Source organism: Streptomyces sp. DG1A-41, assembly GCF_037055355.1.
GTDB lineage: Bacteria > Actinomycetota > Actinomycetes > Streptomycetales > Streptomycetaceae > Streptomyces.
In genome coordinates this window covers 1,024,556-1,040,295 of the sequence record NZ_CP146350.1, presented here as the reverse complement: position 1 = coordinate 1,040,295, position 15,740 = coordinate 1,024,556, and the positions used below count along the sequence as shown (strand labels likewise).

Genomic DNA, 15,740 nt, shown 5'->3' with positions numbered 1-15,740 from the left:
CGGCAGCTCTTCACTCGGTCGGGGGTTCGTCGAAGGCGAGGCCCAGCGCGGCCACGCAGTGGTCGAACTTCTCCCGCAGCTCCGCCTCGTCCGCCCCGCCGGTGAAGATGTGCGCCAACTCGTAGCTGTAGCTGTCCTGTCCGGGCAGGTCCGAGAGCCGGGTGCCCTCCTCGGGGACCACCTCGATGCGCACGCCCGGCGTTTCCCGCTCGATACGGGCGATCTCCTCGGGCCCGGGCACCCGGCGCACCACCCCGTCGGTGAACCAGCGGTGGTACCACTTCGCCGCCATCGCGTACGGGCCCTCGCGGTGCGGCATGCGCGGGTCCTCGCCGAGCGCGAGACTGACCATGCAGTGGTGGTTGGGGACGCCGTCGACGTACTGGAACAGCTCGGCGTGCGACTGGGAGTGCCGGGGGTTGATCTCCAGCAGGTTGATGGTCTGCGTCCGCGGGTCGTAGAAGTACTCGATGCTGAAGGTGGCCGATTCCATTCCGATCTGCCGCATCACCCGCTTCGAGACGTCGTGGAGTTCGGCGATGGCCGCCGGCGGCAGCGTCGAGGGGTACTGGTGGCGCAGGAAGCAGGGGGAGTCCGGGTACTGGATGGAGTCCAGAACCCCGTAGACCGTCACCTCGCCCTGGTGGACGTAGCCCTCGACGGCGACCTGGACGCCGGACAGCGACTCCTCCGCCAGACAGACCCGGCCGCCGACGCCGTCCATCTCCGGCGGCAGGTCGATGCGTTCGAGGATGTGCTCGAAGGGGCGGCCGATGCGGGAGATGCCGTCGCGGATCTCGCCGACGGCCGAGCGGAACTCCTCTTCGTCGTCGACTCCGAAGGCGAGTTCGGAGGAGTACGAGAGCGCCGGCTTGACCCACATCGGGAAGGTCACGTCCTCGGGCGGCCGAGGCGGCTCGGCCGACAGGTCGACCTTGCCGAAGCGCGGGTGCCGGTCGGTCGCCTTCTGCTGTTCGAGGCGGCTCCAGTACTTGTGTTCGCACTTGACCACGGACTCCAGGCTCGTGCTCCGCGTTCCGTAACGTTCGCTCAGCAGCGGCACGAGGGTGCTGACCGGGAAGTCCCAGTAGCCCACGATCGCGTCGATGCTGCCGTCGAAGGCGTCGAGCACGCCCTGGGCCTTGTCGAGCAACGTGGGCACGTGCACCTCGCCGACCTGGAGTTCCTCGACGGTCAGCAGCTGGTGAAAGCGCAGCCGGTCAGCTCCGGGAACCTCCCGCAGCGTCGGCAGATTGGCCTCGTCGAGCCCGATCACGAAGACGTTCTTCACCGTCTCGTCAGACACAGATCTCCTTCCGACAGCAGGCCCTCCGGCCGGGCCTTCCAAGATCGACTGAGTACCCCTCGCGAGTGCGGCCATGCCGGTCGGTGCGTCGCCCGGGTGCGACAACGCGGAACATGCCTGCCGCCGTTATGGGCACGCGGTGCGGGGAAAGAGCGGCGTGGCCACGATGAACGGCCGCGCCGTGGACGACACCGGCGAAAGGGAAGCCCGTGCAGCCCGAGCAGGAACAATCGACTACGCGGCGTCCAAGGCCGCGTTGATCACCCTGACCAAGTCCGTCGCCGTGCACCTGGCCAAGCGCGGTGTGCGCGCGAACGTGGTCGCGCCGGGCCCGACCTGGACGCCGCTCAACGAGGCGGATCCGCACATGCCGCCGGACGGGCTCGCCCACATCGGCAGCGAGGCCCCGCTCCAGCGCGCGGCCCAGCCGGAGGAGATCGCACCGACGTACGTCTACCTCGCCTCCGACGCCGACTCCAGCTATACGGTCGGCGAGGTCATCGCGGTGACCGGCGGCATCGTCGACACGCGTTAGCCACCCGTCCCGTCACCCTGGCCGAGCAGCGGCTGTTCCGCCCAGATGGTCTTGCCCGTGGCGGTCTGGCGGCTGCCCCAGCGTCCGGAGAGCTGGGCTACGAGCAGCAGTCCTCGTCCGCCCTCGTCGAAGACGCGGGCCCGGCGCAGGTGGGGTGCGGTGCTGCTGCCGTCGGACACCTCGCAGATGAGGGCCGAGTCGCGGATCAGCCGCAGTTCGATGGGGGTGCCGCCGTACCGCAGTGCGTTGGTGACCAGCTCGCTGACGATCAGTTCCGTGGTGAACGCCGCCTCCGCCAGCCCCCAGACGGCCAGTTGCTCGCCCGCCATCCTGCGGGCCCGGGCCACGGCCGTCGGCTCGGGCGGCAGCTGCCAGGTGCGCACCTTCCCGGCGTCGAGCGCGGCGGTCCGGGCCAGCATCAGCACGATGTCGTCGGCGGGACGGCCGGTCAGCACGGTGCGCAGCACCTGCTCACAGGTCTCCTCCAGCGCCTCGGCAGGATGGCCCAGCGCCTCGCGGAGCAGGGTGAGCCCGACGTCCATGTCGTCGTCGGCGGCCTTGACCAGCCCGTCGGTGTACAGGGCGAGCAGGCTGTTCTCCTCCAGTTGCACCTCGACGGCTTCGAACGGCAGGCCGCCCAGCCCCAGCGGCGGCCCGGCCGGCAGATCCAGGAACCGTACGGCGCCGTCGGGCGTGACCAGGGCGGGCGGCGGATGGCCGGCCCGGGCCATCGTGCAGCGGCGGGACACCGGGTCGTACACGGCGTACAGGCAGGTGGCGCCGACCTGCCCCGACGTCTCCGCCTCCCGCCCGCGCGCCTCCGGGCCCTCTTCCCGGTCGATCCGGATGACGAGATCGTCCAGCTGGGTGAGCAGCTCGTCGGGGGCGAGATCGACATCCGCGAGCGTCCGCACGGCGGTCCGCAGCCGGCCCATCGTGGCCGAGGCGTGGATGCCGTGTCCCACCACGTCGCCCACGACCAGGGCGACCCGGGTGCCGGACAGCGGGATCACGTCGAACCAGTCGCCCCCGATGTCCGCTCCGGAACCGGCCGGCAGATAGCGGTAGGCGACCCGCATCGCCGCCAGGTCCGGCGGCCGGTCGGGCAGGAGGCTGCGCTGGAGCGCCAGCGCCGTCCGGCGTTCCCGGGTGTAACGGCGGGCGTTGTCCACGCTCACCGCCGCCCTGGCGACGATCTCCTCCGCGAGCAGCAGATCGTCCTCGCTGAACGACTCCGGCGTCCGGTGGCGCAGGAAGTGCACCAGCCCCAGGGTGACCCCGCGGGCGCGCAGCGGCACCATCATCACCGAGTGGATCACGTGCCTGGCCACCGAATCCGCCCGGGCCGGGGAGGATTGCACCCACTCCCGCAGCCCCCGATCTCCCGGCCGGTGCCGGGAGCCCCGGCCGGCGACCAGCGTCCGCACCGGCAGCGTGCCCACTCGGTAGAGCGTGGCGTCGCCCGAGGCGACCACCGACTCAGGGCAGCCCTCCAGTACCGACCGCTGCGCGGTGCGTCGCACGGTGACCGGCGCGTCCAGCGGCACGGGTTCCGGCTCGTCGCCCAGGGCGACGGACTCCAGCAGGTCCACGGTGACGAAGTCCGCGAACCCGCTCACGGCCACCTCGGCCAGCTCCTCGGCCGTCCGGGTCACGTCCAGGGTGGTCCCGATCCGCAGGCCGGCGTCGTTGAGCACCGCCAGCCGGCGGCGGGCCCAGTACTGCTCCGTGGTGTCGAACACGGTCGCGCACATGCCCTGCACCGCACCGGTCTCGTCCTTCAGCGGCGACATGAACATCGACCAGGCATGCGGCCGGGTCTCGCCCGGGGCCTTCCCGTGCTCCTCGTGGAAGATCATCTCGCCGGTGCGCAGGACCTCACGCTGGAGGCGGTCGTACTCGTCGAAGGGCGGGCTGGGCTCGATCTCCCAGAGTGTCAGGCCCTTCATCTCCTCCTCGGACCTGCCCATCACCTGGGTCATGGCTTCGTTGGCGGCCACGAGCCGGGCCTCACGGTCGTAGACCGCCACCGGCACGGGGAGCTGGGCGAGCGTGAGGTCCCACAGGGGCAGGGATCCGTGCCCGGCCCGCCTCTCGGTGTGCGCCAGGGCGGTGCCGGTGACGAGCCAGAGCCGTCCGCGGTCCGCGTCCAGCAACGGTGTGCCCTGCAGCCGGACCACGACACGGTCGCCGTCCCGGTGCCGGAGCGCCACCTCACTGGCCCAGTGCTGCCCGTCCGCGACGTGGCGTCGCGTGGAACCGGGCAGGCCGGCGGCGAGCAGGCGCGCGGCGGCCCGGCCGACGACCTCGTCGGGTTCGTATCCGAGCAGCCGTCGGGCGCCGTCGCTCCACACCGTGATCACCCCGCGGGCGTCGACGACGACCGCCAAGTCCTCCGGTACGCGTCCCTGCACGGTGCCTCCGGGTGGGACCCCCCTTGCCGCTTCCCCGGTCATCATCTCAGGGAGGGCCGCCGGGTACCCCTTTCCGGCTTCCCGGTACCGCGCCGCGCCGGGTGGTCGTGTTCTGGCATCACCCCCGGCCCGGTGAGGGCATCGTCAGCCGGTCAGACGTTGTGCCAGCAGGCCCCCTCCGATGGCGATCATCAGTGCGCCGGAGACGCGCGTGACCGCCCGGGCCGCGGTGGGCTGGGTCTTGAGGACGGTGCGGGCCAGGACTCCGACGGCGAGGTAGACGACGGCACAGGCCGTCATGTGCAGCGTGCCGAGCAAGCCGGTCTGTGTGGCGACCGGCCAGCCGCCCGCGGGGTCGATGAACTGCGGGAACAGCGAGAAGTACAGCAGCAGCGCCTTCGGGTTCAGTCCGCTGATCCCGGCTCCCTTGAGCATGATCCGCAAGCGGGAGCAGCCCACCTCGTCCTCGGAGGCTGTCAGGACGGCCGGCTGCCTGAGCACGCCGCAGCCGAGCCACACCAGGTAGCCGGCCCCGGCCACGGTCAGGGCGGTGAGCAGGGCCGCCGAGTTCGCCACGATCACCACCAGGCCCGCGACCGCGAGCAGGGTGTATCCCGCGTAACCGGCCACCAGCCCGGCGACCGCCGGCACGACCGACCGGCCCCTGACCCCCGCCGTGATCGCATAGGCCCAGTCCGCGCCGGGGGTGAACACCAGCAGCAGATCCACTGCCAGGAATGCCGCCAGCGTCGTCGTGTCCATCGATCGGTCCCTCTCACGTGCCTTTTCGCGAGAGGAACGCTAGGCCGGATCAGCCCGAAAGTGTTCCCTTCTTTACTCCTTGATCGCGCTGTCTGGGGCAAAATCTTCTCCATGGACGCCCTGGACCGGAAAATTCTTACCGAGCTACAGCTGGACGGCCGTCTCACGGTCACCGAGCTGGCCGCCCGCGTAAAACTGAGCGTCTCGCCCTGCCACCGCCGCCTGCGCGACCTCGAACGCGAGGGCGCGATCCGCGGCTACCGGGCCGTCGTGGACCCGGCCGCCGTGGGGCTGAATTTCGAGGCGCTCGTCTTCGTCACCCTGCGCTGGGAGGACGCCGACACCGTCTCCGCGTTCGAGGAAGGCGTCGCCGCCGTCCCGCACGTACTCCAGGCCCAGCGCCTGTTCGGCGACCCCGACTACCTCCTGCGCGTTGCCACCACCGACCTGGCCGCCTTCCAGCAGCTCTACGACGAGCAGCTCGCCCGACTGCCCGGCGTCCAGCGCCTGAACTCCACCCTCGTCATGAAGCACGTCGTCGACGACCGGCCCCTGCCCGAGTGAGCAGCGCCGCCGCCCCTTGCTCAGCCGCCCAGACCGCCGGCGAACGGCATCGACCGCCACTGTTCGACGGCCGGCTTCAACGCATCCACGAGCATGGGCAGTTGGGGTGCGAGTGCGAGGCACGCCACCGCGCGGGACATGCCCACGGCGTTGACGACGCGCAGCACACCCTCGTCCAGCCGCCGCAGACCCCGGCGCTCGGCGGCCGCGTTGTAGGCGGCCTCGCATGCGGGGCCGAGAGCCGCCAGGTCCCACTCGACCGGTCCGAACGTGGTCAGCTCGAAGTCGGAGTACAGCTCGCCGCCCTTGCCGGAGACGATGTTGGCCGCGGGGGAGTCACCGTGGATCGGCTGGAACTCGACGCCGGGGAACGCCGCCTCGAATCCCGCGCGTGAGTTGATGACGGGTTCCAGGATCTCCCACTCGCGCCGCGCGCGGTCGAGGTCGGCCGGGTCCAGCAGGTCGGGACGCCCTTCCAGCGCGGCAAGTCCCTCGGAGACGAACCGCGGTTCGGCAGCCGACAGGAACGGCAGCTCACCCGGGTACGCGCGCAGCGCGACGTGCAGGTCGGCGACCAGGCCGGCGTTGTACACGTAGTCGGGCTCGACGCTCTGATCCAGCTCGACGAACTGCCAGAACGTCATCGAGAAACCGTCCCGCTGCACGGGCTCCCGTGGCACGAGCGGACTCGGCGGAATCACCGGGTGCCCCTGTTCCGCGAGCCACCCCACCACATCGAGTTCCAGGTGCTGCCGCGCCGCCTGGAACTCGGGGCCGGAGTACGACGGCAGGACGGTCGGCACCCGCACCACCACGGGCGACGGAGAGAGGTGGACCACGACGGAGAACACGTCGTAGAGCACCCTCGCGTCGGTCACCGTGAGCCCCAGATCGCGACCCGCGGCGACGGCCGCGGCGAGAGCACGGGACGTACGGGCGTCGATCTGATCAGAGGTCAGGAACCCTTCCATGCCGACGATGGTGTCACGCCGCTCACCGCGGTGCGGCGGGTTGAACGACCTCCGGACACGTGCGGCGAAGGGCACGGAGGTGCCAGGCCGGGAACGTCCCCGCAGACCGACTCGTTGCACATGAGTTCGCCCACGTCACCGACCATGGGAGCATCGTGCCCTACACCGCGCACGACACGTCCACCGTCCTCCCCGCACTCCCGGCCTTGAGCGCGCAGGCCGAGCGGCTTATCGAGCTGGGGGTGCACGGGATCGCCGGGCTGTCCGCCGACGAGATCCGTACGTTCGCCGCCGAGGCCGACGGCGAGGGCGCCCTGCTGGCCGTGCACCATGAGATTGCGCCCGCCTCCGCCCTCGCGCCGCTGCTGCGCCGTGACGGCAAACCGGGCTTCGTAGTCGTCGACATGCCCGACGTCGACGAATTCACGCCCTGCGCCGTCGAGCTGCCCGACGCCCCGCTCTACGTCGTCACCGGCGTCGACCGCGGTGACCACATGGGCAACTGGAGCCCGGAGGAGGCACTGCCCGCCCTCACCAAGGACGACCGCACCCCGCTGCTGCTCACCGAGGGCATCCACTGGGTGCTCCAGGAGCCCGCGGTCCTGGAGCGCAACCGCTGCTTCATGACCATCGGGTCCCGGCTGCGCAAGACCAACGGCAGCCTGGACGCCCGCACCCCGGCGATCTGGATCAGCAACGGCACCGGGCGCGACGGCCGCGAGCGCCTCAACGCCCCGAAGGTCGGCTGGTGCTGGTGGAACAACCGTCACACCTGGCTGGGCTTCGCCTCCACGACAGGCCGCAGGTCCTAGTCCCGGGCGTCGGCAGGCCGTCACTGCCCGCACCAGGTGGATGGCGGCCGGCCCGCGGTGAGGGCGACGAGGTCAGCGCGTACTGGACGTGATGTCAGGCACCGCCACGGGACGAAGCACCGTCAGAGACTCTTCCCGGCGGGCCACCATCGCAAAGGAGAACCTGTCGATTTCCAGGCAGAGATCGACATCGTCCGGGTGGTATCCGCTCCGCAGCCCACCGGCGAGGTCTGACGCGGCACGAGAAGTCCTCGCGCGGTGGAGATACGGGGCCGCCTCGACATCGCCTCCGGCCATGCATCGACCAATGTATTCAGCACAGGCCAGGTCCTCGTCGGCCTGGCCTCCCTCGCCGGTGACGATGAACGTCACCGGACCGGAATCCTTGGTCTTCAGGAACCGCGCGGTCGGTCCGGCCACCACGAAGCTCGCGCACAAGACCAGCGGCGCGTCCGCGACGGCCAGCGCGCCCACGGTTCCTGCCGTCGTCTTCTGCACCAGGGTGCGGCCAGCGAAATCACATGACCTGAGCAAGCCGGGTGAGTTCACCGCGTCGAAGCCCGCTGCTGGAGCTCCGTCCTTCAGGGCCAGCCAGTCCGGGCGGCTCTCCTTCAAGGCGAGCGCCTCACTCTCCGTCGAGGCCAGGACAATCCTCTCGACGCCACGCGAGAAGGCCCAGGCGGCCACGGTGAAGGCGCGCATGACGTCGATGACGACTGCGACACGGGGAACGCCGGTCAACTCGGGGATGCCGACGAAGTGATGGTCCATCACACCATTCTTGCTTCCTCCGAACGGCGGTCAGAACCTGGGCCGAGGGGCCTGCGCCTCGACGATCTCCGCGGCCTCGGCCTTGGTCTCCACGGACGGCGGGGAGCCGGCCAGGGGCTTGTTGGCGGTCTCCTTCATGCACAGCACGGCGATGACGCCGATGACCGCTGCACCAGTGGAGTAGTAGGCCGGCATGAGAGTCGAGTCGAAGGCGCTGATCAGAGCGGTGATCACCAGGGGAGTCGTACCGCCGAAGATCGATGTGGCCAGGTTGTAGGCGACCGAGAGGGAGCCGTAGCGGACGTGCGTGGGGAAGATCGCCGGGAGCGCCGCCGACATCGTGCCGAGCATCGTCACCAGGCAGAGCCCCAACAGCAGCAGACCCAGGGCGATCAGGACGACACTGCCCTGCCGGATGAGCAGGAAGGACGGGACGGACAGGAAGAGGAACCCGAGCATCCCCGCCACCAGCAGCGGCCTGCGCCCGAAGCGGTCCGACAACCGCCCGACCTGGTTGATGACGCACATCTGAAGCACCATCACGAGCAGCAGGATCAGCAGCCCGTGGTTGGTCCCGTAGCCCAGCTCGTCGGACAGATACGTCGGCATGTACGACAGCAGCATGTAGTCCGTGATGTTGTACGCCGCGACCAGCGCGAGGCACAGCAGCAGCGGCCGCCAGTACCGCGTGAAGATCTTGCCGAGGTCGGCGGCGGCCGAGGTCTCCACGGCCTCGGCCGCCTCGCTCGCCTTGACGTGGCCGCCCTCCAGCTTCTGGAAGGCGGGCGTCTCGTCCAGCTTCAGCCGCAGGTAGAGGCCGATGAAGCCGAGCGGTGCCGCCGCCAGGAAGGGGATGCGCCAGCCCCACGCCAGCATCTGGTCGTCGCTGAGGAGGGTCTGGAGGACGACGACGAGGCCGGAGGCCGCGACGTAGCCGGCGAGCGTGCCCAGCTCCAGGAAGCTGCCGAAGAAGCCACGCCGTTTGTCCGGCGCATACTCCGCGATGAAAGTCGAGGCGCCCCCGTACTCCCCGCCGGTCGAGAAGCCCTGCACCAGCCGGAAGAAGATCAGCAGAGCCGGGGCCCAGAGACCGATGACGGCGTGCGAGGGGACGACGCCGATGGCGAAGGTCCCCACCGCCATCATGATCATGGTGAGAGAGAGGATGCGCTTGCGGCCGACCTTGTCGCCGAGCGGCCCGAAAACCATTCCGCCGAGGGGACGCACCAGGAAGGCCACCGCGAACGTCGCGAAGGAGCTGAGCAGTTGGGCGGTGTCGTTCCCCGAGGGGAAGAACACCTTCCCGATGGTCGCGGCCAAATAGCTGTAGATGCCGAAGTCGTACCACTCCATCGCGTTGCCGAGGGCGGCGGCCTTCGTGGCGCGCTTGACCGCCGCCTCGTCGGTCACGGTGATGTCGCTGCGGCGCAGCTTCGGGTGGCGTCGTTTCTCGATCGCCCGGAACAGCACCCGGTGTCGTCTCACGGCTGCGGGATCCACCGACTCGTCGTTGTCGGGCGCCGCCATTTCGTCGTTCCTTTCGCCGGTCGTCTATCCCAACCACCACGCCTGCACAGATCTCGCGCGCTCAAACGAACCCCTTCGCGCGGCACCCGCGTGGCTACGGCGAGTGACGGCCGGGTGCTTTGGGTGAGACCCGCGCTGCCTGCCGGCTGTGGTGTGTCCGTGCCCCGGACGGGGAACTTGGTTCGCCGGTGCCCACCTGAGGTGCCCACCCGGTGAGAGGAGCCCCATGTGACGGCGTCAGCGGCGGGCGACTGGAACCAGGGCGCGCAGGAGGCCGGACACGAGCCGGATCCGCGGCGGTGGCGGGCCCTGTGGGTCACCCTGGTGGCCGGCTTCATGAGCCTGCTGGACGTCTCGATCGTGGCGGTCGCCCTGCCCTCCGTCCAGCGCGGCCTGGACGCCTCTCCCACGCAGGTGCAGTGGGTCGTGTCCGGTTACGCCCTCAGCTTCGCTCTCGCGCTCGTCACCGCCGGCCGCCTCGGAGACGCGCTGGACCGGCGCCGCATCTTCCTGCTGGCCCTCAGCGGCTTCGTGGTCTTCAGCGCGGCCTGCGGGGCGGCCCCCAGCATCACGCTGCTGGTGGTGGCCCGCCTCGCACAGGGCCTGGCGGCCGGCTTCATGGCTCCCCAGAACTCCGCGCTCATCCAGCAGATGTTCCGCGGTGCCGAACGAGGCCGTGCCTTCGGCTTCTTCGGCGCCACCGTCGGCATATCGTCCGCCATCGGCCCTCTCGCCGGCGGCGTGATCCTCGCCCTGGCCGCCGGCGACCAGGGCTGGCGGTGGATCTTCTACGTCAACGTGCCCATCGGGATCCTCGCCGTCCTCCTCGGCCGCCGCCTGCTGCCCCGCACCCGGCGGTCCGGCCGGCAACACGTGGACCTGCCCGGCGTCCTGCTCCTCGGCCTCGGCGTCCTCGCGCTGATGTATCCGCTGGTCCAGGCGGGCTCCGGCCGCTTCGGCGGGCTGTGGTGGATGTTCCTCGCCGGTGCCGCGATCCTCTTCGGCTTCGCCCGGTGGCAGCGTCGCCTCGTCGAGCGGGACACCCAGCCGCTGCTCGACCCGCGCCTGTTCACCACCGTGCGCGGCTACGCCGTCGGCGCCGGCGTCGGCACGCTCTACTTCATCGGCTTCAGCGGCGTCTGGCTGGTCTTCGCGCTCTTCTACCAGGACGGCCTGGGCTTCTCCCCGCTCCGGTCCGGCCTCGCCGTGACTCCCTTCGCCCTCGGCTCGGCCTGCGCGGCCGCGGTCGCCGGCCGGCTGGTGGACCGGCTCGGCCGGATGCTCACCGTCGGCGGCCTCACTGCCGTGATCGCCGGCCTGGGCGGCACTGCGCTGCTGCTCCGCTTCGCGCCCCTCGACATCGCGCCCTGGGTCACCGCCCCGGTGCTGTTCCTGGGCGGCGTGGGCAGCGGCTGCGTGATCTCGCCGAACATCACCATGACGCTGCGCGACGTGCCCGTGCACATGGCGGGCGCGGCGGGCGGGGCCCTCCAGACGGGACAGCGGCTCGGCGCCGCGGTGGGCACCGCCGCCCTGCCCGGACTCTTCTACCTGGTGCTCGGCGGCGGCGACGACTACCGCGGCGCCCTCGCCACCGCACTGGGCGCCGCCCTCCTCGGCATACTGGCCTCGCTGGCCCTGGCCATGTCCCACTGGAGGCGCGACCGGCGGACGCGACAGCGGCACGGGACATGCCCGGAGGATGTCGCCAACAGCCCCGTACACGCCCGGCAGACCTGATTCCGCGGGACGCCCGTCGAGTACTGGGACCGCCGGCCGGCTCCGGGGACACGGGGACAGGGTCAGCCGGCGGCCAGTACGGATCTGCCGGCACCGGCACTCGCGTGGTGGTGCGAGGCCAGCCGCAGGTAGGCCGTGATCTGCTTTCCCCTGGCCCGGGGCGCCACGGCGACCCGGTCGCTGACCGTGTGCACCAGGCGCAGTCCGTGGCCGCCGACGCGGAACCGGTCACCCGTGCACACCGTGGGCTGCTCAGCCGAGGTGTCCCACACGGTGATGGCCAGCTGCCCCCGAAACAGCCGCAGGATCAGTTCGCAGGGCCCAGGAGCATGCCGGATGGCGTTGGTGACCAGTTCGCTGACGACGAGTTCGGCGTCCACGGCCAGAGAGGCCGGAAACGGGGCGGGGGCGGAGTGCGGGCCGTGGGTGAGGAAGGCGCGCAGGGCCAGGCGCGCGTCGACGGCGCTTGCCGCGCCGTCGCCCCACGCCGCGCCGAAACGCAGCGTGGCGTGCTCGTCCGCGCCCGGTCGATCTGCCGCCTGCTTCCCAAGCGGGAGGACCATACGGATGCTCTTTCGTTGTGTTCGCCCCTGCCGGGGCCGCTCTGTCGCCCTGCGTTTACCCGCGCGCGGACCACACATACCAGGGCGGCCACCGGGCGTTCCCGACAAGCCGCTCCCGGCGGCAACAGCACGCGGGGGCTGGTTTCGACGCCACGGGGCACACGGGAGGCATCACACGGGGGACGGGCCGACAGCCGGCACGGGCGGCCGATCAGCGAGGAGGAGACGACATGGCAGGGCCGGAGCGTACGGAGGCCGCCGAACAGCGGTCCGTGGCCGTACTCGGCACCTCGCTGACCCGAAGGCTGGACGCCATCGGAACCGGGGCCTACGTCGTGGACGAGGAGGGCCGCATCCTCGCGGTCAACACCCACGCCCGGGACGTGCTGGCCCGGTCCGCCGAGGACCTGCTCGGTCACGACGCGCACGACCTGCTGCACCGGGACGCCCACGGGCGGCCGCTGCCCAGGGCCCGGTGCGGAATGCGGCAGGCCTTCCACGCCGGGCGGACCGCCCAGGCCGAGGAGGACCACTTCGCACGCGGAGACGGTTCCCTGCTGCCCATCGCCTGGCTGATCACCCCGTACGACATCGGCGACGCCGGAGCCGGCACGCTCGTGCTGTTCCACCCCGTCGAACACACGCCGGGAAGCGGCCCGCCGCCGGAGCCGACGGGCCGGCCGCTGCCCGAGCTGGAACGGCTGGCCCTGCTGGCCGACGTCACCACGCGGCTGACCTCCACGCTCGACGTCGACGAGGCGCTGGAACGCCTGGTGAGCCTGGTCGTGCCCCGGCTGGCGGACTGGGTGATCATCGATCTGATCACCGAGCACGACGAAGTGTGGCGTACCGCCGTCGTCCACGCCGACGGCGGCACTCTGGTGCGCCGGGAGGACCTTCAGGGCCCGATGTCGCCCGTCCCGGAGGCATCCCCGATGCCCCTGTCCAGAGCCCTGCGCGGCGTGGCCTCCACGGTGACCGGGCCCGACACCTACCGGCGCGAACCGGATTCCGGCCTCGCGGTCGAGCAACGCAGGCTGTTCGACACCACGGGAATGCACTCGGCGGCCATCACGCCCATCCGCAGCACCCGCTCGGTCCTGGGGGCCTTGACCCTGGGCCGGAACGAGGACCCGGTCGCCTTCACCACCGCCGATCTCCCGCTGGTCGAGGACATCGCGCGCCGGGCCGGCCTCGCCCTGGACAACGCCCGCCTGTACCAGCGCCAGCGCAAGGTCGCCGAGACCATGCAGAACCATCTGCTGCCCCAGATGCCGGGGGTTCCGGGCCTCCAGATGACCGTCCGTTACCTGCCCGCACCCGACGCCTCACAGGTCGGCGGCGACTGGTACGACGCCTTCCCCATGTCCGACGGATCCACTGCCCTGGCCATCGGGGACGTCGTCGGGCACGACCTGGAGGCGGCGGCCGGCATGGCGCAGGTGCGCAACATGCTCCGCGCCTACGCCTGGTCCCAGCACGAACCGCCCAGCCGGATCGTCGCACGGCTCGACGAGGCCCTCCAGCACATCACGGACGTCGACATGGCCACGATGATCTTCGCCCGGATCGAAGCTGCGGACGACGACGGCCAGTGGCAGCTGTCCTGGACCAACGCGGGCCACCCGCCGCCCCTGCTGATCAGCCGCGACGGCCTGGCGCGCTATCTCACCGACGGACACGGCATCCTCCTGGGCGTCGGAGCCGGCACCCCGCGCCCCGACGCCACGACCCTGCTCCCGCCCGGATCCACCCTCGTGCTGTACACCGACGGCCTGATCGAAGCACCCGGCCAAAGCCTCGACGAGGGCCTGAACCGACTGCGCCGGCACGCCGCCGCCCTCGCGCACCGCCCCCTCGCCTCCTTCACCGACCACCTGCTGCGCCGAGTCCGCCCCGCCGACAACGAGGACGACGTCGCCCTCCTGGCCCTGCGCACACCTTCCACCACAGGATGATCTTGGAGTCTGGGCAGCTCGGTCAGCCTGCCGTCGGGCTCTGCGGGACGTGCGCTCGCGTGAACCCATGGCTCCGCTCCACTTTCGCCACATGCAGCGTGTAGCTCTGGTACCACTCGGCTCGCCCGCGCTTTTGTGCCGCGCGGTGCTCGGCGTTTTTCCGCCACTCCGTGAGGGCGTCGGCGTCGCGGAAGTAGCTGACCGTGATGCCCAGCCCGCCAGGAGTCTGCGCGTGGTCCATCCCCAGGTACCCGGGGACGTCCTTCACCAGGTCTTCCATGCGTGCGTCGGTCTCGCTGAAGCCGCTCTGGTCCTGGGTTCGCACCGTAGTGAAGACAGCCACGTAGTAGGGGGGTTCATAAGCCTCGACGGGCACGACAGGCGCTTCCGAGTGACTGCTCGGGGCGCCACCGTAAGGCGGGATGCGGCGCCGCGCGTACACCTCTATTTCGATCTTCATCCGCGGGTCGGCGAGACCGCACATGAGCATCGTGGCGGCCGGCTGAACGTCGCCGAAGCAGCGGCGCAGGACCGGCCAGCAGGGTTCGAAGTCCTCGCGATCGGGCAGTAGGTAGCGCACACGCACCACGTCGGCGAAGGTGCACTTCGCCTCGGCCAGTGCGGCCTCGATGTTGCGCAGGCACTGCTCGGCCTGCTCCACCACGTCGTCGGAGATCGTCATGGTGGCGTAGTCGAACCCGGTCGTCCCGGACACATGCACCCAGTCGCCGTCGACCACAGCACGGGCATAGCCGATCTGCTCCTCAAAGGCCGAGCCGCTGAGGATCGCGCGTCGCTCTGTCATGCGCCGAACGCTAAATGTGCGGCACCGATACGTCTAATACGGGCGCATGCATGACCTGATATCTCTAGGCGTATGGAGCGCCCCGAACTCCCCCTGCCGCAGCTGCACGCGTTCGTCGTGCTCGCAGAGGAACTGCACTTCGGCCACGCGGCCGCCCGCCTGGGCGTCGCCCAGCCGCCGCTGAGCCAGCAGATCCGCCGCTTGGAGGACAAGGTCGGCCACGCGCTGTTCACCCGCGCCCCAGGGCGCGTCACCCTCACCCCAGCCGGCAGCGAACTGCTGCCCGCCGCCCGGCGGGCACTCACCGACCTCGCGGACGGCCTGGCCGCAGCCCGGGCCATCGGCAGTGGCCGGGCCGGCCGCCTGCGGATCGGCTTCGCCGCCTCCCTCGCTCTGACGGTCCTGCCCGGCCTGCTGCGCACCTTCCGTCACCAGTTTCCTGGCGTGCACCTGGACATCCACGAGATGACCACCGCTCCGCAGATCGCCGCCCTGCATGACAAGGCGATCGACATCGGTCTATTGCGCGAACCGCCCACCGACGAGACAGAGCTCGGCTTCAGAACGGTACTCAGCGAGCCGTTCGTGGCCGTGCTGCCGTCCACTCATCCTCTGGCCACCCAACGGACCGTGCGGCTTGCACAGTTGGCGCACTCGCCCTTCGTGCTGCTGCCCCGCACGGTCGGCCCGCCACTGCACGACCAGATCATCGGCCTGTGCACCGCAGCAGGGTTCACACCGCAGGTAATCCAGCACGCGGTGGAGTGGCAAACCGTGTGCGCCCTCGTGGAAACCGGTCTGGGCGTCTCCCTGGCCCCGGCGAGCATCCGACGCATCCGCCTCAAAGGCGTCGCCTTCCGCAGGATCGAACCCGGCACCGCCCGCACACGAGTGGCCGTCGCCTGGCGCGAGAACGACCATAATCCCTTGGTCACCAGCCTGTTGGCGACCATCAGCCAAGATCTGCCGGACAGGCCTCAGTGACCTGAGTCAGAGATCCGTCGGCAGTTGG

Annotated in this window: 14 protein-coding genes and 1 pseudogene; 6 read left to right on the top strand and 9 right to left on the bottom strand. The window is 70.7% G+C overall.

The window, feature by feature from the left end; translation table 11 throughout:
- Positions 1-10 precede the first annotated feature (10 nt).
- A complete protein-coding gene (locus V8690_RS04890) occupies positions 11-1,306 on the bottom strand; it encodes an ATP-grasp domain-containing protein (protein WP_338776078.1) in 1,296 nt (431 codons plus the stop codon).
- A 166-nt stretch (positions 1,307-1,472) separates the two neighbouring features.
- Between V8690_RS04890 and V8690_RS04885 the strand changes: the two genes are divergently transcribed.
- Positions 1,473-1,841 (top strand): SDR family oxidoreductase, encoded by a 369-nt coding sequence (locus V8690_RS04885; RefSeq protein ID WP_338785255.1) that lies wholly within the window; start codon positions 1,473-1,475, stop codon positions 1,839-1,841.
- Here V8690_RS04885 and V8690_RS04880 read toward each other — a convergent pair.
- Both V8690_RS04880 and V8690_RS04875 read right to left on the bottom strand, forming a co-directional pair.
- Positions 1,838-4,255: a SpoIIE family protein phosphatase gene (locus V8690_RS04880; protein WP_338776077.1), complete on the bottom strand. Its 2,418-nt coding sequence runs from the start codon at positions 4,253-4,255 to the stop codon at positions 1,838-1,840. The two genes, V8690_RS04885 and V8690_RS04880, sit on opposite strands and share 4 nt — an antisense overlap.
- A gap of 144 nt (positions 4,256-4,399) precedes the next feature.
- The gene (locus V8690_RS04875) at positions 4,400-5,017 is read right to left on the bottom strand and encodes a LysE family translocator (protein ID WP_338776076.1); all 618 of its coding nucleotides are present in this window, start codon (positions 5,015-5,017) and stop codon (positions 4,400-4,402) included.
- A 111-nt stretch (positions 5,018-5,128) separates the two neighbouring features.
- Between V8690_RS04875 and V8690_RS04870 the strand changes: the two genes are divergently transcribed.
- A complete protein-coding gene (locus V8690_RS04870) occupies positions 5,129-5,581 on the top strand; it encodes an Lrp/AsnC family transcriptional regulator (protein ID WP_338776075.1) in 453 nt (150 codons plus the stop codon).
- Positions 5,582-5,601: 20 nt separating this feature from the next.
- Here V8690_RS04870 and V8690_RS04865 read toward each other — a convergent pair whose 3' ends face one another.
- Positions 5,602-6,552: a phosphotransferase gene (locus tag V8690_RS04865; RefSeq protein ID WP_338776074.1), complete on the bottom strand. Its 951-nt coding sequence runs from the start codon at positions 6,550-6,552 to the stop codon at positions 5,602-5,604.
- A gap of 155 nt (positions 6,553-6,707) precedes the next feature.
- Here V8690_RS04865 and V8690_RS04860 point away from each other — a divergent pair, with 155 nt between their 5' ends.
- Positions 6,708-7,364: a DUF5701 family protein gene (locus V8690_RS04860; protein WP_338776073.1), complete on the top strand. Its 657-nt coding sequence runs from the start codon at positions 6,708-6,710 to the stop codon at positions 7,362-7,364.
- A gap of 72 nt (positions 7,365-7,436) precedes the next feature.
- Here the strand turns inward: V8690_RS04860 and V8690_RS04855 are convergent, their stop codons facing one another.
- Positions 7,437-8,135: a 2-phosphosulfolactate phosphatase gene (locus V8690_RS04855; protein WP_338776072.1), complete on the bottom strand. Its 699-nt coding sequence runs from the start codon at positions 8,133-8,135 to the stop codon at positions 7,437-7,439.
- A gap of 30 nt (positions 8,136-8,165) precedes the next feature.
- Entirely contained in the window at positions 8,166-9,662 is a 1,497-nt protein-coding gene (gene proP / locus V8690_RS04850; protein WP_338776071.1) for a glycine betaine/L-proline transporter ProP, read from the bottom strand.
- A 228-nt stretch (positions 9,663-9,890) separates the two neighbouring features.
- Between proP and V8690_RS04845 the strand changes: the two genes are divergently transcribed.
- On the top strand, positions 9,891-11,402 hold the full coding sequence (locus V8690_RS04845) for an MFS transporter (RefSeq protein WP_338776070.1): 1,512 nt from the start codon (positions 9,891-9,893) through the stop codon (positions 11,400-11,402).
- A gap of 62 nt (positions 11,403-11,464) precedes the next feature.
- Here the strand turns inward: V8690_RS04845 and V8690_RS04840 are convergent, their stop codons facing one another.
- Positions 11,465-11,965, bottom strand: coding sequence for an ATP-binding protein (locus V8690_RS04840; protein WP_338776069.1), 501 nt, complete (start codon positions 11,963-11,965; stop codon positions 11,465-11,467).
- A 230-nt stretch (positions 11,966-12,195) separates the two neighbouring features.
- On the opposite strand from V8690_RS04840, the gene V8690_RS04835 reads away from it, so the two are divergent.
- Entirely contained in the window at positions 12,196-13,923 is a 1,728-nt protein-coding gene (locus tag V8690_RS04835) for a SpoIIE family protein phosphatase (RefSeq protein ID WP_338776068.1), read from the top strand.
- Positions 13,924-13,945: 22 nt separating this feature from the next.
- Here the strand turns inward: V8690_RS04835 and V8690_RS04830 are convergent, their stop codons facing one another.
- The gene (locus tag V8690_RS04830; protein ID WP_338785254.1) at positions 13,946-14,383 is read right to left on the bottom strand and encodes an antibiotic biosynthesis monooxygenase; all 438 of its coding nucleotides are present in this window, start codon (positions 14,381-14,383) and stop codon (positions 13,946-13,948) included.
- Positions 14,366-14,728, bottom strand: a pseudogene (locus tag V8690_RS04825) (RidA family protein); the annotation flags it as partial. The pseudogene V8690_RS04825 and the gene V8690_RS04830, both read right to left, overlap by 18 nt.
- A gap of 72 nt (positions 14,729-14,800) precedes the next feature.
- Here V8690_RS04825 and V8690_RS04820 point away from each other — a divergent pair.
- Positions 14,801-15,712, top strand: coding sequence for a LysR family transcriptional regulator (locus tag V8690_RS04820; protein ID WP_338776067.1), 912 nt, complete (start codon positions 14,801-14,803; stop codon positions 15,710-15,712).
- Positions 15,713-15,740: the final 28 nt, after the last annotated feature.